The sequence below is a fragment of the Comamonas aquatilis genome, from assembly GCF_965139575.1.
Classification (GTDB): domain Bacteria; phylum Pseudomonadota; class Gammaproteobacteria; order Burkholderiales; family Burkholderiaceae_C; genus Comamonas; species Comamonas aquatilis.
In genome coordinates, this window is sequence record NZ_CBCSIW010000013.1 from 25,338 (window position 1) to 49,055 (window position 23,718).

The window sequence follows — 23,718 nt, forward strand, 5'->3', positions numbered from 1 at the left end:
AGGAATCGATCATGAAAATTCTGGCAAACCAAGACTATCCCGGCGCTGCGGAAAACGACAGCAGCGTGCTGGTGCTGGCCAATGACGTGAATGCTCTGGAAGTCAGCCTGGACGGCATTCAGCAGGTGGATCTGTACTTTCCCAACTTCACCGACGGCCGCGCTTTCAGCCAGGCCTATTGGCTGCGCCGCCGCCGTGGCTTCAAGGGCGATATCCGCGCCACCGGCGATGTGCTGATCGACCAGCTGGTGCAGATGGAGCGCACGGGCTTCAGCTCTGCGGTTCTGCGTGCAGGCGTGGATGCCGCCGATGCCCAGCGCCAGTTCGAGCGCTTTTGCGGCTACTACCAGGCCGATGCCGTGAATGCCAAGCCCCACTTCGCCGAGGTGCAAGCATGAGCCTGCTCGCCCCTGCAATGGATCTGACCCGCATCAACGCCGAACTGGGCCGCGATGCCGCCGGTCTGGTGCGCTGGGCCGTGGGCCTGGGACAGGTGAACATCGTCACCACCAACTTCCGCCCCTTCGAGGCCGTGATCCTGCACCTGGTCAGCCAAGCACAGCCCGATGTACCCGTGGTCTGGATGGACAACGGCTACAACACCGAGGCCACCTACCGTTTTGCAGACGAAGTGACGAAGCAGTTGGGCCTGAACCTGAAGATCTACCTGCCGCGCCGCTCGCGTGCCCACCGCGAAGCCGTGGAAGGTGCCACACCTGCACTCGATGATCCGCGCCACGCAGCGTTCACCGAAGAGGTGAAGCTGGAGCCTTTTGCCCGTGCGTTGCGCGAGACCGCCCCCAAGGTCTGGTTTACCGCCCTGCGCGCCACTGACAGCGCCGTGCGCGCCCAGATGGAACCCGTGAGCATCAACCCCGATGGGCTGATCAAGGTGGCACCGCTGCTGCACTGGTCGTCCAAGGACTTGCACGAATACTGCAAACAGCACGGCCTGCCCAACAACTTCGACTATGTGGACCCCACCAAGGGTGAAGACCAGCGCGAATGCGGCCTGCACCTGGCGCATTGAAATGCTCCCCCTGAGCCGCTTTGCGGCTTCCCCCTCTCTCGCTCTGCTTCGCAGGACGGGAGGGGGACAGCACCGGTGCTGCGGGGCGGCCCTTGCACGGTGCCCCGGCATGGGCCGCGCCTGTTTTGTATGCCGTTGATTGAAAAAAGATAGCTTCCAGCGCTTTCCTCATAAGCGCTACAGCAAGATTTGATTGGATAAACAATGAATGCCCGAGTGGATACCTCTGTGCTGAACCACCTCAGCAACCGCCACCTGGATGCGCTGGAAGAAGAAACCATCTTCATCCTGCGCGAAGTCGCCGCCGCCTTTGAGCGCCCCGCCCTGCTGTTTTCTGGCGGCAAGGATTCGCTGGTCATGCTGCGCTGCGCCGAAAAAGCCTTTGGCGCGGGCCGCATCCCCTTCCCCTTGCTGATGATAGATACCGGCCACAACTTCCATGAAGTGACCGATTTCCGCGACTTCCGCGCCCAGGAACTGGGTGCCGAGCTGATCGTGCGCAGCGTGGAAGACTCCATGGCCCGCGGCACGGTACGTCTGGCCCATGAAGGCGAGAGCCGCAACGCCCACCAGTCGGTCACGCTGCTGGAAGCGATTGACGAGTTCCGCTTCGACGCTCTGATTGGCGGCGCCCGCCGCGACGAGGAAAAAGCCCGCGCCAAGGAGCGCATTTTTTCCCACCGCGACAGCTTCGGTCAGTGGCAGCCCAAGGCTCAGCGCCCCGAGCTGTGGACGCTGTTCAACACCCGCATCGCCCCCGGCGAGCATTTCCGCGTCTTTCCCATCAGCAACTGGACGGAACTGGATGTGTGGCAGTACATCGCCCGCGAAAACATTGCCCTGCCATCGCTGTACTACACCCACCAGCGCGAAGTGGTGGAGCGCAAAGGCCTGCTGGTGCCCGTCACGCCGCTGACCCAACCCCGCGATGGCGAACAGGTCGTTCTGCGCGATGTGCGCTTTCGCACCGTGGGCGATATCACTTGCACCTGCCCCGTGGAAAGCACGGCGGCATCGGCCGAGGACATCGTGATCGAAACCCTGGCCGCCGACGTGAGCGAGCGCGGCGCTACTCGCATGGATGACAAGACCAGCGATGCGTCGATGGAAAAGCGCAAGAAAGACGGTTACTTCTAAAGCACCCCCTGTGGCGCTATCGCGCCTTCCCCCTCTCTCATCAGGCTTCGCCTTCGGGAGGAGGACGACACCAGCGCGGCGGGGCGGCCCTTGCGCGGTGTCTCTGGGTTGGTTCATGCCTGTTCAAGGATCACGCTCTGGCTTGATCAAAGAAAGAATGCGATGACTGAAACTATTAATTCCATAGCTGCTGGTGCAAACACATCAAGCACTGCAGGCCAATTTGGTACAGATAACGGCAGCGCGCTGCGCTTTATCACTTGCGGCTCGGTCGATGACGGCAAGAGCACGCTGATCGGCCGTCTGCTGGTCGATACCCGTGCCGTGCTGCAAGATCAGCTGGCCGGCGTCACCAAATCCGGTGAAACCGATCTGGCCCTGCTGACCGATGGTCTGGCTGCCGAGCGCGAGCAAGGCATCACCATCGACGTGGCCTACCGCTACTTTGCCACCGAAGCGCGCAAGTTCATCATTGGCGATGCGCCCGGCCATGAGCAGTACACCCGCAACATGGTCACGGCCGCCTCCAGCGCCGATGCCGCCGTGGTGCTGGTGGACGCCACCAAGCTTGATTGGCAAGACCCCACGCTGGAGCTGCTGCCCCAGACGCGTCGCCACAGCCTGCTGGTGCATTTGCTGCGCGTGCATTCTCTGGTGTTTGCCGTCAACAAGCTCGATGCTGTAGAGGATCCGGCCCTGGCCTTTGTCCATATCAGCGCGGCGCTGCAAAAATTTGCGCAATCGGCCGGCATCCAGGTCGCGGCGACCATCCCGGTGTCGGCGCTCAAGGGTTACAACGTGGTCAACGCCAGCCAAGGCTGGGCCGGCTACACAGGTCCCAGTCTGCTGCAGCTGCTGGAGCTACTGCCCAATACCCCCAGCGATGCGGATCTGGCCCTGGCCTTTCCCGTGCAGTGGGTGGAGAAATTCTCTTCCTCGGCAGACACCTCGCAAGGCCGTCGCATCTTCTGGGGCCGCGTGGCCGCCGGCGTGGCCAAGGTCGGCGCCCAGGTGCAGATTCTGCCCAGCGGCCAGCTGGCTACCGTGGCCCAGGTGATAGACCATGCGCGCGCCCCCAAAAGCGTGAACGCAGGCCTGTCGGCCGGCATCACGTTGGACCGCGAAGTCGATGTCTCGCGCGGCGACTGGATTGTGGCCGCGCCGGTGCCGCTTGACGCCGCCGAAGACGACTTTGACGCACCGGCGGCACAAAGCCCCTGGCCTGCCAGCCGCGAGCTGACTGCCACCGTGGCCTGGATGGACAACGAACCCCTAGTCAGCGGCCGCGTGTACTGGGCGCTGCACGGCCACCGCTGGGTCAAGGCCAAGGTGCGCCGCGTGGCACATCGATTGAACATCAACACGCTGGAGCAGGAAGCGGCCGAGCAGCTGGAAGCCAACGCCATAGGCCAGGTGGAGTTGCTGCTGCAGGAAGCCATTCCCGCCGCCGCCTTCACCAAGGCCCGCCAGCTGGGCTCGATCATTTTGGTGGATACGGCCAGCCATGCCACCGCAGGCGCTCTGCTGATTCGATAGTCCTGAAACCGTCAAAATCGGGCCGCAGACACCGATCTGGAACACAAACCAGATCGCTCTGCGGCCTTATCCGTGTCAAGTTCTGGCACGACGCAGGAAAAAACCTAAAATCACGGGGTTTTACCCATCCCCATCCATAAGAAGAATCTCCATGACTCACGTCGTCACCGAAAACTGCATCAAGTGCAAATACACCGATTGCGTAGATGTTTGCCCCGTGGACTGCTTCCGCGAAGGCCCTAACTTCCTGGTCATCGATCCCGATGAGTGCATCGACTGCGCCGTCTGCATCCCCGAATGCCCTGCCAACGCCATCTTTGCCGAAGAAGATGTGCCTGCCGACCAGCTGGCGTTCATCAAGATCAACGTCGATCTGTCCCAGCTCAAGACCTGGAAGAGCATCACCAAGCGCAAGACTGCCTTGCCCGATGCCGACGACTGGAATGGCAAGCCAAACAAAGTGGATTTGCTCGAGCGCTGATCGGCGAGCCCGCGGGTCTGAGCTAGGCTTGGCAATATGAGCGAATCACAAGCCACAGCCATCCAGCCCGACTCTCCACCCTCCAACGCTATCGACACCGATGCCCTGATCATCGGTGCCGGCCCCATAGGCCTGTTTCAGGCCTTTCAACTGGGCCTGCAAGGCATCAAGGCCCATCTGGTCGATGCCCTGCCCCATGTGGGCGGGCAATGCGCACAGCTCTACGGCCACAAGCCCATCTACGACATTCCGGGCATTCCCGTGTGCACCGGCAAGGAATTGGTGCAGCTGCTCGATCAGCAGATAGCGCCCATGAACCTGCCCCGCCACCTGAACCAGCAGGTGCAAAGCCTCAGCCGCCTGGCCGATGGCCGCTGGCAGGCAGTTACCACGGCGGGCACGCAGTTTCACACCCGCAGCGTGTTTGTGGCCGCCGGCGTGGGCGCTTTCGTGCCCAAGGCGCTCAAGGTCGCAGGGGTGGATCAGCTCGCTGCCGACCAACTGCTCTACCACCCCAGCGAAACCAGCTCGGCACTAGGCCGCAGCGTGCTGATCTATGGCGGAGATGAAGAAGCCGTTCAGGCCGCCATTGACTGCGCCAGCCTGGCCGCTAAAACCCGACTCATGCACCGCCGCGATACTTTTAACGCTGCGCCCGATCAGCTGGCCCGCCTGCAAGCGCTGCGCGATAGCGGTGCGATCGAGGTCGTCATCGGCCAGATCACCGAGGTGCAACAGAACGCGGGCCAGTTGCAAGCCCTGCAGTGGATGGATGGCGAAGGCCGAGAGCAAACCCTGCGCGTGGATTGGCTGCTGGTGTACCTGGGCATCTCCCCGCGCCTGGGGCCGATTGCCGACTGGGGCATGGCCATAGAGAAAAAACAGCTGGTGATCGACCCGGCCACCATGGCCACCAGTGCGCAAGGCATTTATGCTGTTGGCGATATCGTGAGCTACCCGGGCAAGAAAAAACTCATTCTTTGCGGCTTTCACGAAGCCACCATGGCCGCTTTTGCGGCGGCCGAGTATCTGCAGGGTGAAAAACCGCTGCTGCAATACACCACCACCAGTGCCAAGCTGCATGCTATTTTGGGCGTGCATCACCCACAGCATTGATAGCGCCACGCGCACAGCAAATGATGGTTTCAGCCATATTGCAGTCTGAACTCCATTCAGATCATGCGCTTGAAGCTCTTGATTCAATAGCAGCAGCCACTGAAATTTGCGCTTTAGTTGGCCGCCAATCTGCCGATAAGAGGCATATCACCACGATTGGAAGCCTATGCTGCTTGCGTCCCAAGAAGCCCCCCCGCCGGCCACCGTGCCGGCCCCTATGCGCAGCGGCTTTTTTCAGATGCCGCTGTTTCGCCCCGGTACCGAGGTCACGGCCAATGGCAGACGTGAAGTCGTCAGCCACGTGATCCTGCGCCGCCGCGAACTGATGGTCTATCTGCAAGGCCATGAAGATCCGTTCAGGCCCGACCGACTGGACCTGGCACCCAGTCTGTTCAGCACCGAGCGTCGCCCCGAGCCGCTGACCGCATTTCTGTAATTGAGGCGCCTCAACCAGTCTTTTTACGAAGCAGTGGATGGCAAGAGGCTGTTGAACAGCTGCTTGCCGTGCTGGTACCGCGGCTACGCAGCCTCTTTTGCGCGAATAAATTCGCAATATTGAAAAATACGGCTGATTTCCAAGTTACATTAATGGCTTCGGAGCGTAGCGCAGCCTGGTAGCGCATCTGCTTTGGGAGCAGAGGGTCGCGAGTTCGAATCCCGCCGCTCCGACCAAACGACAAGGCCTTGGATTGAAAAATCCAAGGCCTTTTGTCTTAGTGGACCGTGGGCCGCTCTCTGGCCTGCAGCTGCACTCTCCTCGGCAATCTCTCTTCTTGCTTTTACCGATTCACGCAGCTGCGATGAGGCAGATTTTCCTTGCTTGTTCTTTTAAGCATGGACTTGCTCCGCGAGCTCCAGAGGCACAAGCCTTGGATGCAAGCGCCGTGTCATTCAACAGACAACACGACAGCCTCAACACCAGCCATGAGCGCCGCATTCGGCAGACAGATGGCTTGGCATCACCGCAGCTCAGACGGGCAAGCTGCTGGCTCGCTCGCTTTCCAAGGCGTTGCGACCCGCTTGATCTGACCAGTGCAGAGATGGATGGCTATGTCCTCGCGTTGGCCTGTCAGCCGGATTGATCATTCCCCGCGTCAATCCAGAGCGGTTCACGTTCCATGTGTCGTCCTCTGGCAGTTTGAAGACCGATACCGCCCGCACCAGCTCCGCCGCCTGGTTGTTCAGTCCGTCGGCCGCCATCGCAGATTCCTCGACCAGGGCGGCGTTCTGCTGAGTCACATGGTCGATCTGCGTTACCGCCTCCCCCACCTGACTCACACCCTGGCTTTGCTCCGCGCTGGCCTCGCTGATTTCGCCCACGATGTCCGCCACACGCTGGATGGACTGCACCACTTCCTGCATTGTTTCCCCAGCCCTGTTCACCAGGCTGGTGCCTTGCTCCACCCGCTGCACACTGGCCGATATCAGGCCCTTGATTTCCTTGGCCGCCTCGGCGCTGCGCCCTGCCAGACCACGCACCTCGCTGGCAACCACAGCAAAGCCGCGACCGTGCTCACCCGCGCGTGCAGCCTCCACTGCGGCGTTCAAGGCCAGGATATTGGTCTGAAATGCAATGCTGTCGATCACGCCGATGATGTCGGAGATTTTGCGCGACGAATCGTTGATGCCCTTCATGGTATCGACCACCTCGGCCACCACCTCGCCACCCTGCTTCGCAACAGTGGACGCACTCACAGAGAGCTCGTTAGCTTGGCGTGCGTTCGCTGCGTTATGTTGCACCGTGGTGCTGAGCTGCTCCATGGATGCAGCAGTCTCCTCCAGTGCACTGGCTTGCTCTTCCGTGCGGCTGCTCAACTCATTGTTGCCCTGGGCAATCTGCGCGCTGGCGGTCGCCAGGCCCTCTGCGTTGAGTCGAACACCCGCGACGATGTTCACCAGGCTCTCGCGCATGGCACGCATGGCAAACAGCACACTGCTCTTATCGTCAGCTGCCGTGTGGACTTCCTGGCTGAGGTCGCCCGTCGCGATCTTGTGCGCCAGATCCGCAACCTGGTGCGGCTCGCCGCCCAGTTGCCGGGTGACCTGACGCGTGATGATGAAGGCGAACAACAGTCCCACGGCCAACGCTATGGCGCCCAAGGCAATCATCGCGAACTTGGCGTTGTCGTAGGAGTCCTTGGCTGCACTGGCCGCTTTGTCATTCAGGTCCGCTTCGATCTGGACCATGTCGGCAATGGACGCTGCCCATTTTTCCTGGGCAGGATGCGTCTCGCTCATCAGCAAACGCGTGCCCTCTTCAGCTTCGTTGGCAAACCCCAGCGCGGCCGCCTTTTGCAACAGCGGCAATGCAATGGCTTCCATTTGCTTGATCTTGGCCATGCCCGCACGTTCCTCTGGAATAGTGCTGGGCAGCGTGGCAAACATCTGGTTCAGCTTGGCCTCGGCATCACTGTATTTTTTTCCTGCACCAGAATTCGATCGGCCTCCGGCTGCATCTGCGCCACATCGGTCAGCAAAATCAGGTTGCGGGCGGCAATTCTTCGGTCCTGCAACGAAAGCTGCATCACAGTGAGCAAGTCGGCTTCGACGTTGTTGACGTCGATGATTTCGACCATGCGCTGGTTGATGTCGACCATGCGATTGAGCGCAAACACCGTGCTGACCAGCAGGAACGCAAGCGTCAAAAGAAATCCACCATAAAGGCGGGTGCTAATTCTCATTTGCGCAAAATTCATTCGAGTTTTCTCCTTAGCATGGCCCGCACCGCGTGAAGACATCACTAGGCGATAAAGACTTTGTTTCTAAATGTTAACTCATTACGCGAAAAATAAGCCAAAACGGAAAAGCATCCTCTGGAAATTCGTTAAGGCGACAATCCAGATGACGCAGCAATCCGGAAAATGCCATGGTGTCGTCGCAATAGCAACCATGCAATCGGTCCTAGCCTTCACATCACCCGGACTGGTGATCTCAGCTTTCACCCACTCGTACATGGCCGGCATGCGTCAATGCCGAACCCTCACCCATTGGCACAGCTCCCTCCTGCACTCCGGCTCGCCGAGCCAATGGAGCCTCAGGAAGCGGCACCAAGCGGCGATGAATCGTCCTCTGACGAGATCGTATACGCGGGCGACCCATCAGCATCCTCGCGCAAACGTTGCCTGAATTGAAGTGGAGCCAGGGCCGGCGAGCACAGATAACCCTGGAAGTAGCCCCCTTGCATCTGCTCGATGGCAGCACATTGCTCCGGCGTCTCGACGCCTTCAGCCACGATCTCCACTCCCAATGCCTGGCCCATGCTGATGATGGCACCCACAATGGCCTTGTCTTCCTCATCATCGGGCAGGCCGCGCACAAAGCTTTGGTCGATCTTGATCTTGGAAATCGGCAGCTTCTTGAGATAGGAGAGATTGGAGTAGCCGGTACCAAAATCATCAATGACCAGGCCCACGCCCAATTCAGCAATGCGATGCACGCGCAAGGCCATCTCCTGGGCATCCTGCAGCAAGATGCTCTCCGTCAACTCCAGCTCCAGCCAGTGTGCCGGCAGCGTGCTGCCATGCAGTACCTGCGTGAGTCGCTCGACAAAATCGGGCTGTCTGAACTCCAGCGCGGAAACGTTGACCGAGACCTTGATGAACATGCCCTGGGCATGCCAGCGCGCCGCTTCCTGCACCGACTGCTCCAGCACCCAGGCACCCAGCGTGACCACATAGCCCGACTCCTCCGCCAGAGGAATGAAGGCTGCCGGCGAAACCACACCGAACTCAGGATCGGTCCAGCGCAGCAAGGCCTCCGCAGCCACAATGCGGCCGCTTCCTATATGCACTTGCGGCTGAAAGTACACGCTCATATGGCCCTTATCCAGAGCCTGTCGCATGGCATGTTCAAGCCGCATGCGCGAGAGCAGACCCGCACTCATCTGCGGCTGATAAAAACTGAAGTTTCCACGACCGCGTTCCTTGACGCGGTACATGGCAATATCGGCCTGGCGTATCAGCTCGCTCAAGGTGAGGCCGTCACGAGGGAACTGGGCCACGCCAATGCTGCACTGGACCGAAAAGCCCAGGCCGTCGAGCAGAAAAGGCCGCCGCATCTCGGTCAAAATTCTCTCTGCGACAGAAGCGGCGCCTTCTGCATTGCAGGCATGCAGATACAGCACAAACTCATCCCCGCCATGCCGACACAAGATATCTGCAGGGCGCAGCAAACTATTCAGACGCTCTGCCACCAGTTTGAGCACGCGATCGCCAAAATGATGCCCCAGAGAATCATTGATGATCTTGAAACGGTCCAGATCCACAAACAGAATGCTGAACATGTCGTTGTGGACATGGGCAGTGGCAATTGCCGCATCCACCCGCTCGATCAAGCTCATCCGGTTGGGCAAGCCCGTCAAGGCATCGGTGTAAGCCAGCTGCTCTATGCGTTGCTGGGCAAAGCGCTGCTGCGTCATATCCCGCATAAAGCCTATGCTTTGCACCACGTTGCCATAGCCATCACGCAAGGCGACCCAGGACAACCATACGGCACAACGCTTGTCCTGGGCCTGAGTGAGCCACAGATTGCCTTCCCAGAAAGCACCTTGCTCCCACTGCTCCTGCGCCAGTTGCGACAGCTGCGGCACGGCTCCGTCATCCGTCGCGAATAGCGTGCCGGCGTCCTGGCCGACCACATCCAGACCCTCCAGCAGCTTGCGCCCGGCAGGGTTGACCTGCACCAGCTTGCACGCGGCATCGGCAATGAATATGCCGTCAAGACTGGATTCAAACACACGCGCTGCCAAGCGCAGATCGGCTGCTGCCTGGGATTGAGCGGTGATATCCCGATACGAGAATATGCGTCCGGTTGGAACGCCACGGCTGACCTGCGGCACCGAGCGGCGCTCGATCACACGTCCGTCACACAAATCCAGGACTTCGGAAGTCTCGGGAGCCGACAGATCGGGCAAGCCCAGACCTGGCGTGTCCTGCAGCAATGTGAACTGGCTTGCACTACGCAGAATCTGCGCATCCAGATGCGCAAAAACAGCGGCATCGTCGCGGGACGACAGGATTGCTTGCGGCAGCGTCCACAGCTGCGAAAAACGATGATTGAAGGCCCGTATATCGCCATCCGGCCCACAGACCAGGATGCCATCGGCCGCAGACTCCAGCGTGGCCCGCATTTCGGCCAGCAACTCTCCAAGCACCGTCTCATGGCGCTCATGAGCGCTTTTGTCCATCATGGAAAGCAAAAGATAGCAGGGCTGGGAATCCAGCGCCGTCACCCGCATCTCGACCGGCACCAGCATCCCGTCGGCACGGCATATCTCCGAGACAAACTGAGCGCCTTCGCTCCAGTTGAGAGGGTCGCTCCAGAAAGCATGTTGCAGCGGCGTGGCCGCCAACACCAGCACCGAACGACCCAGGACCTCCTGTGAGCCATAGCCCGTCAAGGTCTGACTTGCGGCATTGGCATAGACCACGGTCAATTGCTGCACATCCAGCAGCCAGGCTCCTTCCTGCAATCCATCCAGCAGCTGGCTCATGAGCTTGGCTGGCGTATGGATTTCCTGAGAAATCTCGGCGCGGGCTGCGTTCACGATAAAACCTTCTCGGGCTGAACGCCCACAGCACTGTCAAAGTAATAGCTCACGCGGCGATGTGGCAACAAGGCGCACACCGCCTCCCGCGTCAGTTGATGCACACCAAGCCCGCGGCGTATGCCAAGTTGGGGACTTGCTTGCAGATCCGCCAAAGTTAGTGTCGCCGCTTCCTTGATGTCATGTATCAATACCCGGGGCTTGAGCGGGTAGGCGGTGTTGACCGAAGTCACCAAGCCTTGCCTGCCATCCGTCATCTCCACCAGCGAACCCGGCGGGTAGACGCCCATCAGGCGCACAAAAGCCGCCAGCACTGCTGGAACGAATTTCCTTTGATGGGTGGTAAACATGGAAGCCAGCGCCTCATGCGGCGTAGGCGAGACGTGATTGTCGGGCGGATTGCACAAGCGGTCATAGGCATTGACCAGGCACAGTATCTGGCCTGCCAGCTCCATGTCGCTGCCCAGCAAATGCAGCGGGAAACCCGATCCGTCGGCCCACTCATGGTGCTGGGCAATTGCAGATGTCACAGCAGGAGGCAGCCCCATGCTCTGCGCCAAGGCGACAGACTCGCCCACATGCTTGGCATAGTGGGCATGTTGTGCTTTCGAAGTATCCAGTACGCCAATATTCATGCCGCACACAAAGGGCTGAGTCGGCAAGGTCAGTTTGCCTAGGTCATGCAGCAAGGCCGCCAATCCCAGCTCATGCAGTGCAAGCTCCTTGAGACCCATGGCCCGGCCCAACAACAAGCTGAGCACGGTCACATTCACACCATGGGCGCTTGAAGCATTTGCCGAGGAATCAGAGAGTACGTGCAGCACCACATCCTGCTCTGGCAGCAGGGTGGCAAGACAATTGGCGATCAGTTGCTCACCGGCTGCGCGTGCCAGTTGCGGCTGCTGCAGCGCAGCCTGCTCAAGCTGCTCATAGCCGCGCGCCGCCTGCAAGAACTGCAGATCCATGTGCTTGACCTTGGCATGCCACTGCTCGACGGCATCCAAATGCAGTGGCTGCGGGTTCAAGGGTGCCAGTGAAGACAATGACTCGGGATCCGGCAAGCAATCCGCTGCCAGATCCTCATCCCCGGTCAAAGCGGACGCCATTTCGCTTTTATCAGGGTCGTATTGAATCGTGCTCAGGCCCAGTTCCTTCAAGGTCTGGATCTGTGCTTGAGAAATAATTTTGAAGTTATTGACCGGAAAAGGATGATGAAGCCATCCCAAATCAAGATGGACATACATGCCTATCCGCACTTGCCCAATATCAATAACAGCGAGTCGATTCACTTTTTGCAACAGATGTGAGAGCTTGCATTATCTCCACTTCAGCAGGCTCTCTGAAGAAAATAAAGCGTCATACGCTCGCGACAAACCCGGATTGTCAGTTTTTTGGTAAAACAGCGTCAATTTCAGCCAAGTGTTCAGCGGCACCAAAGACTGGGTTTGTAGACTAGATCCATCCACAGGGCCCAGGCCGATATGGCGACCAGCATCAGCCCTGCGATGCGGGTACCCCATTGCGCACGCGCCGCATTGATGCGGGATTGACTCAGACGCCACAGCCAGGGGCCGCCTAGCAGCCAGAGCCCGCTGCCTATGGCAAACGCAGCCATGGACAAACCGCCTTGCCATGCGCCGCCGCTGAGCGCAGCCACCAGCACGGCCGAATACAGCAAGCCGCAAGGCATCAATGCCCAGAAAAAACCGGCCGCCAGACGGCCACCGGGCGCACTGACCCAGGGCTGCACACACTGCCAGGCAAAACGCCCTGCACTCTCAAGCCATGCCGGCTGCCTGGCCTGCACCATCAAAGCCAGACCCCAGGCCATGACGGCCACATGGGACAGAGCCCATAGGGGCTGCAGCGCCGTGCTTTGATTGGTCAGCCAGGAAAGGCTTTCCATGGCCACGGCCGCTGTGGCGCCCAGAGCCGAGTAGCCTGCAATACGCCCTAGATGAAATGACACAAGCGCCAACCATGGACGGCTTTGCTTGCCATGAAAGTGCAGCACTTGTGACGGGCTGCCGTCAGTACGGCTGTCGGTCCTGCTGCCAGTGACCGCACTGCAGGGCGCAGCACACATGACAAGGCAATGGGACCCACCCACGAGTCCCATGATCAAAGCAGTCCAGAGCAGCGAAATCAACATGCCCTAGATGATCCTGGAAAAACGCGCACGGTTTCGGTCCGCCTGCAAATACCGATCAAACAACATGGCAACTCCGCGCACAAAGAACCAGCCCAGCGGCGTGACCTTGAAGCCTTCGTCGCTGAGCACCAGCAGCCCGTTGGCCTGCATTTCCTTCAAAGCTTGCAACTCGGACGCGAAATATTCCCGAAAATTCAGCAGCCAGGCTTGCTCCATGGGCTCGAACAGCACCTCCCCCTGGCACATGATGGACATGATGACGGCCCGGCGCGCCATGTCATCGCGCGAAAGCGCCAGTCCTCGAACCACGGGTAGCATGCCGGCATCCAACGCGTCGTAGTACTCCTCCAGGGTTTTGGCGTTCTGGCTGTAGCTCGCACCCACCTTGCCGATGGCCGATACACCCAGCGCAATCAGATCGCAATCGGGCTGCGTGCTATAGCCCTGGAAATTGCGGTGCAGGCGCCCCTGCCGCTTGGCAATCGCCAGGGAATCATCGGGCAGGGCAAAGTGATCCATGCCCACATAGACATAACCCCCGTCCATAAAGGCATCAATGGCTCCCGAAAGCATATTGAGCTTGTCCTGGCCCATGGGCAAATCGGCAGACTCGATGCGACGCTGGGGCTTGAACCGCTCGGGCAGATGGGCATAGGCATACAGGGCGATGCGATCCGGGCGCAGCTCGTTGACCTGGGTCAGCGTGCGTGCAAACGACTGCGGGGTTTGCTTGGGCAGACCGTAAATCAGGTCCACATTGATGGAAGCAAAGCCCAGTTCACGCGCCTTTTGCACCAGGGCAAAAACCTGTTCGGCAGGTTGTTCACGGTGCACGGCTTTCTGTACCGCGGGGTCGAAATCCTGAACCCCGAAGCTCAGGCGATTGAAGCCCAGCTCCTTGAGTACGGCCAGGCGCTCATTCGTCACGGTGCGCGGATCTACTTCTATCGAGTACTCCCCACCCGCTTCGAGCTTGAAATGCTCACGCATCAAATCCATGAGCCGGGCCAGCTCGGCATCGGAGAAAAACGTGGGCGTGCCGCCGCCCAGATGCAGCTGGCTGACCGCCTGTCCCTTGCCGCAGTGCTCGGTGTGCAAGGCCACTTCACGCGCAAGATAGTCAAGATACTGGGTCGCTTTCTCGTGGTGCTTGGTCACGATCTTGTTGCAGGCACAGTAGTAGCACAGCGACTCGCAAAACGGCACATGCACATAAAGCGACAGCGGCAGCGCCCTCGCTGCACAGTGGGTCTTGCGTTGCTGGAGCGCCAGGATGTAATCCTCGGTGCCGAAAGCCTCTACAAAACGGTCGGCTGTTGGAAATGATGTGTAGCGTGGTCCAGGAACATCAAATCGACTCAGTAGTTCGGGCGTAACAGCGGTCATAACGTGAATGTCAGGATGCGCTCACATTGGCGGATGACAGCTTGTTTCCTGATGGGCAGGATTTCTGGCAACTGCAACCGCAATGAACTCGCACACATTGATTGAAGGAATGATTGCAATGTGCCCCAAGCCAAACACATCAGCCTTGATGGATATCAAGAAATGCCAAGGCAACAGCTGCGACAATTTGATCCATCTCATCACTCACCAAGAGGTCACAGATAGTCCAGGCCCACCGGCTTGCACCATCCCTGCTTACCCATGAATCTTCAGACCATCAAAGCAAGCTGCTCCAACTGCAATCTGCGCGAACTGTGCATGCCCATGGGCCTGGACGATGAACAGATGGAGCGTATTGATGAGATCGTGGCGACACGCCGCAAAGTCAAACGCGGTGGTCTGCTGTTTCGCAATGGCGAAGGTTTCACTTCGCTGTATGCCATTCGCACCGGCTTTTTCAAGACCTGCGTCGCCACCGAGGACGGCCGCGATCAGGTGACCGGCTTTCAGATGGCGGGCGAGATCATAGGCCTTGACGGTATCGTCAACGACCACCACACCTGCGACGCGGTGGCACTGGAAGATGCCGAGGTCTGCGTGATGCCGTTTGACAAGCTCGAGCAGCTCTCGCGCGAAGTCACCGCCTTGCAAAATCACGTGCACAAAGTCATGAGCCGCGAGATTGTGCGCGAACACGGCGTGATGCTGCTGCTGGGCAGCATGCGCGCCGAAGAGCGGCTGGCCGCCTTTGTGCTCAATCTGGTGCAGCGCCTGTCTGCCCGCGGCTTTTCCAAGTCGGAGCTGGTGCTGCGTATGACCCGTGAGGAAATCGGCAGCTATCTGGGCCTGAAGCTGGAAACCGTGAGCCGCACTTTCTCCAAGTTTGCCGAAGAAGGCATTGTGGAAGTCAAGCAACGCCATCTGCGCATTCTGGATACGGAGGCGCTCAAACGCATCGTCAACAGTCAGCAGTGCCACGACTAAGGCTCACCCCGCTTCACAATAAAAAGCCCGCTTCCATGGACGCGGGCTTTTTTCATGAAAGCGACTTACTCCACCAGCGGCGCGGAAACAATGCCGTGATTGAGCTCCTGCGCGGAGCGCGAAAGCAAACAGGTGATGTAGCTTGAAAAAAGGGTCACGCCCCAGAACACAAAGAACGCCAGCGTGTAGACAGCGTTGCGCGACCAGCCCACAGGGGCAATATCGCCGGGATCGACAAAAGCAAAAACCACCATCTCCATGATTGCCGCCGCCAGAAAGGCCGGCCAGGCAATCCACTTCCAGCGTTGAGCGAGCATGCTGCGTCTCCTTGGGCTGTGTCATCGGTGCAAAACATTTTGCACAAGCAGCCATGGAATGCGCCCCCGCAAACCCTTGGATTGCCGCAAACAGCGGGCAAGCCTCGGGAGAATTACTATTTATTTAATAGCTATCAGCACTTTGTGCATATGGACTAGAGGCCAAAATGCTTTGAATTTACCGAAAAACAAGCGTTTAGCGGTCCGTGGGGTGGTCCTTGGCCGGGGTAGCGGCGTGATTGCGACCTGTCACGGCAGGCGCCAGACTTTTTTGAGACTCTTCCAGACGCTTGTTGATCTCGATACCGTGCTGATAGTAGTCCGGGTCAATGACGGGATCGGGCGCACTGATGGCGATATAGGCGGTCACAAAACCGGCCACCACCACAATGGCCGGGCCGGCGACAACCAGCCAGACATGAGGAAACTTCCACCAGGGCTTGCCGTCTTCGGCATGAACCGGCTTGACAGCGCGCCCGGCAGGGGCAGAAACAGGGCTAGAAGACATGACAAAACCTCTTTGATCAATCTGCCACAAGCGCCTGCGAGGCGGCTGCGGCATTCACATTGTTAACGCGGCACCAGAAACACGGCTTTTTCAGACGTGCGCCCTGCCCCGGCAGTCACGGCATCCACATTGAAGTACACGGTATGCGAGCCCGGTGCTGCCGATCCATAGGGAATCTGCAGACCCACGGGCACGCCGCGCGTCTCCGCCGGCCCGACCACCACCTCATCTTCAAGCACCACCTCCAGGCCATCCAGTCCCGTGGCAGTGATGCGATAGCGCTGCTCCTGCTCGGTGGCATTCATGATCTGCAGGCGGTAGACATTCTCCAGCTTGCCGCCGGCCACAATGCGCGACAGCGAGGCGCGGTCACGAATCACATTGAGCTTGAGCGGCTCGCGCAGGATCAGACTGGCAATCATGGCCGCGCTCAAGCCCAGCAGCACCACCGTGTAAATCAGCACCCGCGGCCGAAATACTCTGCGGATGATCTGCGCCTGCTTCCAGGCCCTGGCGATGGCATTTTGCGTGCTCATGCGTATCAGGCCGCGCGCATAGCCCATCTTGTCCATCACGGAGTTGCAGGCATCGATGCACAGCCCGCAGCCAATGCACTCGTATTGCAGACCGTTGCGGATATCGATACCCACGGGGCAGACCTGTACGCACAGCTTGCAGTCAATGCAGTCGCCCAGACCCTGGGCCTTGGCATCCACCTGCTTGGTACGGGGGGCGCGCGGCTCGCCGCGCTGGCCGTCGTAGCTGACGATCATGGTGTCCTTGTCGAACATGGCGCTCTGAAAGCGCGCATAAGGGCACATGTATTTGCAGACCTGCTCGCGCATATAGCCCGCATTGCCATAGGTAGCAAAACCGTAGAACAGAACCCAGAAGATCTGCCAGTTGCCTTGCAGTTCAAGCAGCTGCGAACCCAGCTCACGGATGGGCACGAAAAAGCCCACAAAGGTGAAGCCGGTCCACAGGGAAACGGCAATCCACAGAAACTGCTTGAGTGACTTCTTCCAGATTTTCTCGAAAGTCCAGCCGCTCTTGTCTATGCGCATGCGGGCGCTGCGGTCGCCTTCGACCTTGCGCTCTATCCACATGAAGATTTCGGTATATACCGTTTGCGGACAGGAAAAGCCGCACCACAGACGCCCGGCCACCGCCGTGAAGAGAAACAGCGCCAACGCACTGATGATGAGCAAGCCCGTCAGATAGATGAAGTCCTGTGGATACAGCACCAGTCCGAAGAGATAAAAACGGCGCGCCTCCAGATCGAACAGCACCATCTGGCGCTGGCCCCACTGCAACCAGGGCATGCCGTAGAAGAACAGCTGGGTCAGGAACACCATGGCCCAGCGCCAGCGGGAGAAAAACCCGCTGATGGAGCGCGAGTACACCTTTTGCTCGGAGGCGAACATCGCCACCATCTTGTCCCCGTCCTCGGGCTCTACAGGCGTGATCGGGATGATCTTGCGGGGCTTGCCGTTATCGGGCTGCATGGCAGCTCCTTAATTTTTTGTAATGACTGAAAATTCAAACGCGAAAAAAAGGCGACGCGCGAGCGCCGCCCTTTCCAGCGTGCTTACTTCTGAGCCGGGCTGCCCTTGTTGGACAGGCCCCAGACATAGGAAGCCAGCACGGCAATCTGTGCCTCGGTCAACTTGTCCTTCTGGGTCGGCATCTCGTTGTGCTTGCCGTTGTTGACGATGTTGACGATGGCCGCTTCACCCCAGCCGTGCAGCCAGATGTCGTCAGTCAGATTGGGGGCACCCAAAGCCTGGTTGCCCTTGCCGTCCACACCGTGGCAGGCGGCGCAGGCCACAAACTTGGACTTGCCTTGCGAGGCGCGAACCGTGTCATGCGGGCTGCCGGAGAGGCTGAGCACATAGTTGGCCAGGTTGCGCACATCCTCGCTGGAGCCCACGGCCGCTGCCATGGGGGGCATGACGCCGGTGCGGCCGTTGGTGATGGTTTCCCTGATCTTCTCCGGTGTGCCGCCATAAAGCCAGTCACCGTCGGCCAGATTGGGGAAGCTCTTGCTGCCATGAGCATCCGAAGCGTGGCACTGGGCGCAGTTGTTCATGAACAAACGCTCGCCAATGGCCATGGCCTGGGAGTCCTTGGCCATTTCTTCCGTGGGCATGCTGACGAACTTGGCATACATGGGTTCCAGATCGGCCCGGGCCTTGGCCACTTCCTTGTCGTAGGCGCCGGTCTGGGTCCAGTCCAGCTTGCCGGTAAAAGCACCCAGACCGGGGTATGCAGCCAGATAGCCGAGACTGAAGATGATGGTGATCAGAAACAGTCCCATCCACCATTTGGGCATGGGATTGTTGAGTTCGCGCAGGTCGCCGTCCCAGACGTGGCCCGTGGTGTTGTCGGCCGAGGAGACCACTTTCTTGCGCGCCACTACCAACAGCAGCAGCAAGCAGCCAATGATGCCCAGCAGCGTAATCGCGGCCACATACACCGACCAGAAGTTGTTTATAAAGTCGCTCATGGGTTGTTCTCGTTGTGGTGTGCGGCCTCAGTCTTCCAGAAACGGAAGCTGAGCTGCCTCGTCAAAACGGGCCTGGTTGCGGCGGGCATAAGCCCAGCACCAGATGCCGATGAAGCACGCCAGCGATGCCAGCGTGGCCACGATGCGCATGGTGGTGATATCCATATCCAGTCCCTTCTCTGTTACTTGACGGCACGGCCCAGGACCTGCAGATAGGAGATCACGGCCTCCATCTCGGTCTTGTCCTTGACCTGGGCTTGCGCACCGGCGACTTCCTCGTCGGTATAGGGCACACCCACCTTGCGCAGAGCATTCATGCGCTGGGCCACGGCGCTGTCATCGACCTTGCTGGTTTCAAGCCAGGGGTAGGCAGGCATATTGGACTCGGGCACCACATCACGCGGGTTGTTCAGGTGGATGCGATGCCATTCATCGCTGTACTTGCCGCCCACGCGATGCAGATCGGGGCCCGTGCGCTTGGAACCCCACTGAAAGGGATGGTCGTACACGAACTCGCCAGCCACCGAGTAATGGCCGTAGCGCATGGTCTCGGCGCGGAAGGGGCGGATCATCTGCGAGTGGCAGTTGTAGCAACCTTCGCGCAGATAGACGTCGCGGCCCATCAGCTGCAGCGGTGTGTAGGGCTTGAGACCGGCCACGGCTTCCGTGGTGGATTTCTGAAAGAACAGCGGAACGATTTCCACCAACCCGCCGATGGCCAGCACACACAGTGTCAGCGCGATCAGCAGGAAGTTGCTGGTCTCTATCTTCTCGTGGGAAAAGCTCTTGGGAGCTGCGTTGTTGTTGTCAGACATTGCTTTGACTCCTCAATGCTCAGGCGTATGCCGCAGCAGCCACGGGGACACGCACGGGACGACCGGCCATGGCGGTCTTCCAGGTGTTCCATGCCATCACCAGCATGCCGCCCAGATACAGCAGACCACCGGTGACGCGAATCACATAGAAGGGATAGGTCGCCTTCACGCTTTCCACAAAGGTGTAGGTCAGCGTTCCATCCGGGTTGACGGCACGCCACATCAGGCCTTGCATCACGCCGGCAATCCACATGGCCGCGATGTAGAGCACGATGCCGATAGTGGCCATCCAGAAGTGCAGCTCGATGGCTTGCATGGAATGCATTTTTTCGCGGCCGAACAGGCGGGGAATCAGGTAGTAGAGCGATCCCATGGTGATCAGCCCCACCCAGCCCAGAGCGCCGGAGTGCACGTGACCCACGGTCCAGTCGGTGTAGTGGCTCAGGGCGTTCACGGTCTTGATGGCCATCATCGGGCCTTCAAAAGTGGACATGCCGTAGAACGATAGGGATACGATCAAAAAACGCAGGATGGGGTCATCGCGCAGCTTGTGCCAGGCACCCGACAGCGTCATCACGCCGTTGATCATGCCGCCCCAGCTGGGAGCCAGCAGGATCAGCGAGAACACCATGCCCACGGACTGTGTCCAGTCAGGCAGCGCGGTGTAGTGCAGGTGGTGCGGACCCGCCCACATATAGGTAAAGATCAGGGCCCAGAAGTGCACGATCGACAGGCGATACGAGTACACCGGGCGGCCAGCCTGCTTGGGGATGAAGTAATACATCATGCCCAGGAAACCAGCGGTCAGGAAAAAGCCCACGGCGTTATGGCCGTACCACCACTGCACCATGGCGTCTTGCACGCCGGCATAGGCGGAATAGCTCTTCATCCAGCCAGCAGGGATGGAGATGTTGTTGACCACGTGCAGCAAGGCAACGGCCAGGATAAAGGCACCGAAGAACCAGTTGGCCACGTAGATGTGCTTGACCTTGCGTATGCCTATGGTGCCGAAGAACACGATGGCATAAGACACCCAGGTCACGGTGATCAGCAGGTCGATCGGCCATTCCAGCTCGGCGTACTCCTTGCCCTGGGTGTAGCCCAGGGGCAGGCTGATGGCCGCGCCCACGATCACCAGCTGCCAGGCCCAGAAGGTCAGGCTGGCCAGTTGAGGCATGAACAGCTTGGTGTGGCAGGTACGCTGCACCACGTAATAGCTGGTGGCAAACAAGGCACAGCCGCCAAAGGCAAAGATCACGGCATTGGTGTGCAGCGGACGCAGACGACCATAGCTGAGCCAGGGAATGCCGAAGTTCAGTTCGGGCCAAGCCAGCTGCGAGGCGATCAGCACGCCCACAGCCATACCAACCACCCCCCACACCACGGCCATGATAGAGAACTGCCTTACGACTTTGTCGTCGTAATAGACAGCATTGTTATTTGTTGCTTCCATCGGGCACCTCTTAGATTTCTTGCAAAGTGTTCATTGGTTTCTCATCTGGCTCGTTGAGCCACATCAATCGTCGCGAAGAATGCGCTCGCCTTCTTGTTCCACGCTCTCGAACTGACCCCGGTAAACTGCCCACCAAAGGGCCGCAAGAATGGCCAGCACCAGCACGACCGAAAGCGGTATCAACACATAGAGAATGTCCATCAGCGGCCTCCTTGAGTCAGTGGCATGACGGTGCCCGGCGCAAGATGCGCGGGGTCGGACGCGTTGCTATTTGCAACCTGCAGCGGCAACGCACGTGCTAGACGGGCTGCGTTAGCGACGACCAGCAAAGAGCTCAGCGCCATGCCGAGCCCTGCCAGCCAGGCAGGCATCCAGCCCATCAGGGCCAGAGGAATAGAGATCGCGTTATAGGCTGCTGCCCAGCCCAGGTTCTGGCGCACCACGGACAAGGTCCGTCGGGCCAGCAACAGGCTTTGCAGCACTAACTCCAGGCTGTCTCCCAGTACCACGAAGTCTGATCGTGATTGTGCCAGCGGTACTGCTCTACCAAACGCAAAAGAGATATGCGCTCCGGCTAAAACTGGGCCGTCGTTCAGGCCGTCGCCCACCATGGCCACTTGATGACCGGCTGCCTGCATGGCCTGCATGCGCTCGAGCTTGTCCTGCGGTTGGCAGTCGCCCTGCGCCTGGGCAATGCCAAGCCTTTGCGCCACAGTCTGCACAGCCGCATTGCGATCTCCAGAGAGCAAACACACGCTTATGCCATGCGCCTTGAGCGCCTTGATGACTTGCGGCGCCTCATCGCGCAAGTCCTCGCTCAGATGAAATTGCGCCAGCGCCTGCCAACCCTGAGGCGTCTTTTGTGCCAACAGCACGCTTTGCCCGGATGCCTGAGGCGCCAGTTCGGCCACACCGCAATGCGCAGCCGACCCAAAACGCAGGTGTAGCTTGCGGGATGTGCTATTGATTTCATGAGCACTGGCCTGCAGACCGGCCCCGGCCAGTTCTTGCACCGACTCCAGCACCCAGGCGGTTGCCGGCCCTCCCGCCTTGGCCGCTGCCTGCGCCACGCTGCGCGACGCAGGGTGCATGGATTGGCTGGCCAGCAAGCCGGCCAGCGCCAGCAGCTCATTCGGGTTCTGCCCGGCAGCAGGGGTGAGCGCACGCAACACCAGGCCGTCGCGGGTCAAGGTCCCGGTCTTGTCAAACACCAGGGTATCGATGGCGGCCAGCGCCTCCAGCCCATTGAGATTGCGTACCAGCACGCCATGGCGTGCCAGCGTGCCGGCGGCGGTGAGCATAGCCACCGGCGTGGCCAGGGACAGTGCGCAGGGGCAGGTCACGATGAGCACGGCCACCGCCACCATCAGCGCCTTGCCCGGGTCCTCGGGCCACCACCAGACGGCCGCGGCCAGCGCCGCCAGCAGCACCACGACGAGAAAGGGACGCGCTACCTTGTCGGCCATCTGGGCCAGCTGCGGCTTTTGCAGCGATGCGCTTTCCATCAGATCCACAATTTGCGCAAAACGGGTGTTGGCGCCAACGCCGTCCACACGCACATCCACCACCGCATCGAGGTTGTAGCTGCCTGCTGTCACGCCGTCGCCCAGGGCGCGCAGCACGGGCGTGGATTCCCCCGTCAGCAAGGCCTCATCGGCATGGGTGGTGCCGCGCACAATCATGCCGTCTGCGGGAAAGGCTTCGCCGGCGAGCACGCGCACCACATCGCCCACTCGCAGGCGGCGCGTGGCAATGCGCTCGAAGGTATCGGCATCTGACGCCTTGCGCAGCACCGAGTCAGGCAGGCGGTTCATGACCGCTTCCAGCGCGCCGGCCGTGCTATCGCGCAAACGCAGCTCCAGCCAGCGACCGGTGAGCAGGAAGAAGACAAACATGGTCAGCGAGTCGAAAAACACTTCGTGACCAAAGGGGCCGGAGGGATCAAAGGTTCCCAGCGTGCTGATGATGAAGGTGATAGCCATGCCCAGCGCCACCGGCAAGTCCATGCTCACCCGGCGCTGACTGATGTCCTTGAGTGCGCTCTTGAAGAACGGGCCGCAGCAAAACAGCACGACGGGCAGAGAAATCACCCACGAAGCCCAGCGCAGCAAAGTCTCGAACTCCTGCGTCAGATCGCCGGGCTTGGAGACATAGGCAGGCCACGCGTACATCATGACCTGCATCATGCAAAAACCGGCCACCAGCCAGCGCCACAGCGCGCGACGGGTCTCGGCCTGGCGTAGCTCGCGCAGAAAAGCGTCGCGCGCCGGCAGCGCGCGGTAGCCCGCACGCGCAATGGCTTCCATCCACTGGGATGGAAGCACCTGGGCAGGGCGCCAGACGACACGGGCACGGCGCGTGGCAGCACTGACTTCAACCCCTTGCACGCCGGGTACGGCGCGCATCGCCTCTTCAATGGTGAGCGCACAGGCCGCACAGTGCATGCCCTCCAACACCAGGTGCGATTCCCAGACCGGAAATGCCGTGGGTTCGTCCAAAGAGGCGGTAGAGGCCGCCTTGGCCTCTGCGGGCCGGCCGAACGAACTCCACTCCTGTGGGTCGTCCAGCAGCAGATTGCCAGCCGGGGGCGGGACTTGGGGATCTGATCCGGCAGCCACCTGCGTGGCCTGATCGGGCGTGACAGGATGGTTGTGATACATGTTTGAAGCTTAACGGGAGGGGATCATAATGAGCTTGACCTTGATCAACTGACATCACCCCGCACCGTCCTATGCTTTAAAGCATCAATCCG

The 23,718-nt window shown here is 59.8% G+C and carries 23 protein-coding genes and 1 tRNA gene; 9 read left to right on the forward strand and 15 right to left on the reverse strand.

Annotated features, from left to right (window positions below):
• Window positions 1–11 precede the first annotated feature (11 nt).
• The 8 genes from ACNAZA_RS14950 to ACNAZA_RS14985 all read left to right on the forward strand — a co-directional run bounded on the left by ACNAZA_RS14950 (window position 12) and on the right by ACNAZA_RS14985 (window position 5,972).
• The gene (locus ACNAZA_RS14950; protein WP_415797338.1) at window positions 12–398 is read left to right on the forward strand and encodes a DUF934 domain-containing protein; all 387 of its coding nucleotides are present in this window, start codon (window positions 12–14) and stop codon (window positions 396–398) included.
• A complete protein-coding gene (locus ACNAZA_RS14955; RefSeq protein WP_415797339.1) occupies window positions 395–1,030 on the forward strand; it encodes a phosphoadenosine phosphosulfate reductase domain-containing protein in 636 nt (211 codons plus the stop codon). Before ACNAZA_RS14950 ends, ACNAZA_RS14955 begins: the two co-directional genes overlap by 4 nt.
• Window positions 1,031–1,234: 204 nt before the next feature.
• On the forward strand, window positions 1,235–2,167 hold the full coding sequence (gene cysD / locus ACNAZA_RS14960; protein ID WP_120967316.1) for a sulfate adenylyltransferase subunit CysD: 933 nt from the start codon (window positions 1,235–1,237) through the stop codon (window positions 2,165–2,167).
• Between the two features lie 162 nt (window positions 2,168–2,329).
• On the forward strand, window positions 2,330–3,703 hold the full coding sequence (locus ACNAZA_RS14965) for a sulfate adenylyltransferase subunit 1 (RefSeq protein ID WP_415797340.1): 1,374 nt from the start codon (window positions 2,330–2,332) through the stop codon (window positions 3,701–3,703).
• A 151-nt stretch (window positions 3,704–3,854) separates the two neighbouring features.
• Window positions 3,855–4,184 (forward strand): ferredoxin FdxA, encoded by a 330-nt coding sequence (gene fdxA / locus ACNAZA_RS14970; protein ID WP_120967314.1) that lies wholly within the window; start codon window positions 3,855–3,857, stop codon window positions 4,182–4,184.
• A 36-nt stretch (window positions 4,185–4,220) separates the two neighbouring features.
• Window positions 4,221–5,300 (forward strand): NAD(P)/FAD-dependent oxidoreductase, encoded by a 1,080-nt coding sequence (locus ACNAZA_RS14975; RefSeq protein WP_415797341.1) that lies wholly within the window; start codon window positions 4,221–4,223, stop codon window positions 5,298–5,300.
• Window positions 5,301–5,466: 166 nt separating this feature from the next.
• The gene (locus ACNAZA_RS14980) at window positions 5,467–5,736 is read left to right on the forward strand and encodes a hypothetical protein (RefSeq protein ID WP_415797342.1); all 270 of its coding nucleotides are present in this window, start codon (window positions 5,467–5,469) and stop codon (window positions 5,734–5,736) included.
• Between the two features lie 159 nt (window positions 5,737–5,895).
• Window positions 5,896–5,972: transfer RNA gene (locus ACNAZA_RS14985), tRNA-Pro, on the forward strand.
• Between the two features lie 297 nt (window positions 5,973–6,269).
• Here the strand turns inward: ACNAZA_RS14985 and ACNAZA_RS14990 are convergent.
• From ACNAZA_RS14990 to hemN, 6 genes are all read right to left on the reverse strand, one after another.
• Entirely contained in the window at window positions 6,270–7,685 is a 1,416-nt protein-coding gene (locus ACNAZA_RS14990) for a methyl-accepting chemotaxis protein (protein WP_415797343.1), read from the reverse strand.
• Between the two features lie 5 nt (window positions 7,686–7,690).
• Window positions 7,691–7,996 (reverse strand): MCP four helix bundle domain-containing protein, encoded by a 306-nt coding sequence (locus ACNAZA_RS14995; protein WP_415797344.1) that lies wholly within the window; start codon window positions 7,994–7,996, stop codon window positions 7,691–7,693.
• 338 nt (window positions 7,997–8,334) lie between these two features.
• Complete coding sequence (locus ACNAZA_RS15000; protein ID WP_415797406.1) at window positions 8,335–10,791, reverse strand: sensor domain-containing protein; 2,457 nt, start codon at window positions 10,789–10,791, stop codon at window positions 8,335–8,337.
• Between the two features lie 50 nt (window positions 10,792–10,841).
• Window positions 10,842–12,134 carry an HD-GYP domain-containing protein gene (locus ACNAZA_RS15005; protein ID WP_415797345.1) on the reverse strand — a complete coding sequence of 431 codons (1,293 nt, stop codon included), beginning with the start codon at window positions 12,132–12,134 and terminating at the stop codon, window positions 10,842–10,844.
• 134 nt (window positions 12,135–12,268) lie between these two features.
• Window positions 12,269–12,997 (reverse strand): sulfite exporter TauE/SafE family protein, encoded by a 729-nt coding sequence (locus ACNAZA_RS15010; protein WP_415797346.1) that lies wholly within the window; start codon window positions 12,995–12,997, stop codon window positions 12,269–12,271.
• Between the two features lie 3 nt (window positions 12,998–13,000).
• A complete protein-coding gene (gene hemN / locus ACNAZA_RS15015; RefSeq protein ID WP_415797347.1) occupies window positions 13,001–14,383 on the reverse strand; it encodes an oxygen-independent coproporphyrinogen III oxidase in 1,383 nt (460 codons plus the stop codon).
• A gap of 261 nt (window positions 14,384–14,644) precedes the next feature.
• Between hemN and fnr the strand changes: the two genes are divergently transcribed.
• The gene (fnr, locus tag ACNAZA_RS15020; protein ID WP_120967307.1) at window positions 14,645–15,367 is read left to right on the forward strand and encodes a fumarate/nitrate reduction transcriptional regulator Fnr; all 723 of its coding nucleotides are present in this window, start codon (window positions 14,645–14,647) and stop codon (window positions 15,365–15,367) included.
• 65 nt (window positions 15,368–15,432) lie between these two features.
• On the opposite strand, the gene ACNAZA_RS15025 is transcribed toward fnr, so the two are convergent.
• The 9 genes from ACNAZA_RS15025 to ACNAZA_RS15065 form a co-directional block, all read right to left on the reverse strand.
• Window positions 15,433–15,684 carry a hypothetical protein gene (locus ACNAZA_RS15025; RefSeq protein WP_415797348.1) on the reverse strand — a complete coding sequence of 84 codons (252 nt, stop codon included), beginning with the start codon at window positions 15,682–15,684 and terminating at the stop codon, window positions 15,433–15,435.
• A 196-nt stretch (window positions 15,685–15,880) separates the two neighbouring features.
• Window positions 15,881–16,192: a FixH family protein gene (locus ACNAZA_RS15030; RefSeq protein WP_415797349.1), complete on the reverse strand. Its 312-nt coding sequence runs from the start codon at window positions 16,190–16,192 to the stop codon at window positions 15,881–15,883.
• A 62-nt stretch (window positions 16,193–16,254) separates the two neighbouring features.
• Window positions 16,255–17,697: a cytochrome c oxidase accessory protein CcoG gene (ccoG, locus tag ACNAZA_RS15035; RefSeq protein WP_415797350.1), complete on the reverse strand. Its 1,443-nt coding sequence runs from the start codon at window positions 17,695–17,697 to the stop codon at window positions 16,255–16,257.
• Window positions 17,698–17,780: 83 nt separating this feature from the next.
• A complete protein-coding gene (ccoP, locus tag ACNAZA_RS15040; RefSeq protein WP_415797351.1) occupies window positions 17,781–18,698 on the reverse strand; it encodes a cytochrome-c oxidase, cbb3-type subunit III in 918 nt (305 codons plus the stop codon).
• 27 nt (window positions 18,699–18,725) lie between these two features.
• Window positions 18,726–18,863 (reverse strand): cbb3-type cytochrome oxidase subunit 3, encoded by a 138-nt coding sequence (locus ACNAZA_RS15045; protein ID WP_415797352.1) that lies wholly within the window; start codon window positions 18,861–18,863, stop codon window positions 18,726–18,728.
• Between the two features lie 17 nt (window positions 18,864–18,880).
• A complete protein-coding gene (gene ccoO, locus ACNAZA_RS15050) occupies window positions 18,881–19,513 on the reverse strand; it encodes a cytochrome-c oxidase, cbb3-type subunit II (RefSeq protein WP_120967301.1) in 633 nt (210 codons plus the stop codon).
• A gap of 19 nt (window positions 19,514–19,532) precedes the next feature.
• The gene (gene ccoN / locus ACNAZA_RS15055; RefSeq protein ID WP_415797354.1) at window positions 19,533–20,966 is read right to left on the reverse strand and encodes a cytochrome-c oxidase, cbb3-type subunit I; all 1,434 of its coding nucleotides are present in this window, start codon (window positions 20,964–20,966) and stop codon (window positions 19,533–19,535) included.
• A 63-nt stretch (window positions 20,967–21,029) separates the two neighbouring features.
• Window positions 21,030–21,167 carry a cbb3-type cytochrome oxidase assembly protein CcoS gene (ccoS, locus tag ACNAZA_RS15060; protein ID WP_120967299.1) on the reverse strand — a complete coding sequence of 46 codons (138 nt, stop codon included), beginning with the start codon at window positions 21,165–21,167 and terminating at the stop codon, window positions 21,030–21,032.
• Window positions 21,167–23,626, reverse strand: coding sequence for a heavy metal translocating P-type ATPase (locus tag ACNAZA_RS15065; protein WP_415797355.1), 2,460 nt, complete (start codon window positions 23,624–23,626; stop codon window positions 21,167–21,169). The genes ccoS and ACNAZA_RS15065 overlap by 1 nt, the downstream gene beginning before the upstream one ends.
• Between the last annotated feature and the right edge of the window lie 92 nt (window positions 23,627–23,718).

Coding starts and splice junctions, on each gene's coding strand:
- ACNAZA_RS15030 (WP_415797349.1), bottom strand. CDS start 16,192: ATGTCTTCTAGCCCTGTTTCTGCCCCTGCCGGGCGCGCTGTCAAGCCG.
- ACNAZA_RS15045 (WP_415797352.1), bottom strand. CDS start 18,863: ATGGATATCACCACCATGCGCATCGTGGCCACGCTGGCATCGCTGGCG.
- ACNAZA_RS15010 (WP_415797346.1), bottom strand. CDS start 12,997: ATGTTGATTTCGCTGCTCTGGACTGCTTTGATCATGGGACTCGTGGGT.
- ccoS (WP_120967299.1), bottom strand. CDS start 21,167: ATGGACATTCTCTATGTGTTGATACCGCTTTCGGTCGTGCTGGTGCTG.
- fnr (WP_120967307.1), top strand. CDS start 14,645: ATGAATCTTCAGACCATCAAAGCAAGCTGCTCCAACTGCAATCTGCGC.
- ACNAZA_RS14995 (WP_415797344.1), bottom strand. CDS start 7,996: ATGAATTTTGCGCAAATGAGAATTAGCACCCGCCTTTATGGTGGATTT.
- cysD (WP_120967316.1), top strand. CDS start 1,235: ATGAATGCCCGAGTGGATACCTCTGTGCTGAACCACCTCAGCAACCGC.
- ACNAZA_RS14955 (WP_415797339.1), top strand. CDS start 395: ATGAGCCTGCTCGCCCCTGCAATGGATCTGACCCGCATCAACGCCGAA.
- ccoG (WP_415797350.1), bottom strand. CDS start 17,697: ATGCAGCCCGATAACGGCAAGCCCCGCAAGATCATCCCGATCACGCCT.
- ACNAZA_RS14990 (WP_415797343.1), bottom strand. CDS start 7,685: ATGTTTGCCACGCTGCCCAGCACTATTCCAGAGGAACGTGCGGGCATG.
- ACNAZA_RS14975 (WP_415797341.1), top strand. CDS start 4,221: ATGAGCGAATCACAAGCCACAGCCATCCAGCCCGACTCTCCACCCTCC.
- ACNAZA_RS14965 (WP_415797340.1), top strand. CDS start 2,330: ATGACTGAAACTATTAATTCCATAGCTGCTGGTGCAAACACATCAAGC.
- hemN (WP_415797347.1), bottom strand. CDS start 14,383: ATGACCGCTGTTACGCCCGAACTACTGAGTCGATTTGATGTTCCTGGA.
- ccoO (WP_120967301.1), bottom strand. CDS start 19,513: ATGTCTGACAACAACAACGCAGCTCCCAAGAGCTTTTCCCACGAGAAG.
- ACNAZA_RS14950 (WP_415797338.1), top strand. CDS start 12: ATGAAAATTCTGGCAAACCAAGACTATCCCGGCGCTGCGGAAAACGAC.
- ACNAZA_RS15025 (WP_415797348.1), bottom strand. CDS start 15,684: ATGCTCGCTCAACGCTGGAAGTGGATTGCCTGGCCGGCCTTTCTGGCG.
- ccoP (WP_415797351.1), bottom strand. CDS start 18,698: ATGAGCGACTTTATAAACAACTTCTGGTCGGTGTATGTGGCCGCGATT.
- ACNAZA_RS15065 (WP_415797355.1), bottom strand. CDS start 23,626: ATGTATCACAACCATCCTGTCACGCCCGATCAGGCCACGCAGGTGGCT.
- fdxA (WP_120967314.1), top strand. CDS start 3,855: ATGACTCACGTCGTCACCGAAAACTGCATCAAGTGCAAATACACCGAT.
- ACNAZA_RS15000 (WP_415797406.1), bottom strand. CDS start 10,791: ATGAGCCAGCTGCTGGATGGATTGCAGGAAGGAGCCTGGCTGCTGGAT.
- ccoN (WP_415797354.1), bottom strand. CDS start 20,966: ATGGAAGCAACAAATAACAATGCTGTCTATTACGACGACAAAGTCGTA.
- ACNAZA_RS14980 (WP_415797342.1), top strand. CDS start 5,467: ATGCTGCTTGCGTCCCAAGAAGCCCCCCCGCCGGCCACCGTGCCGGCC.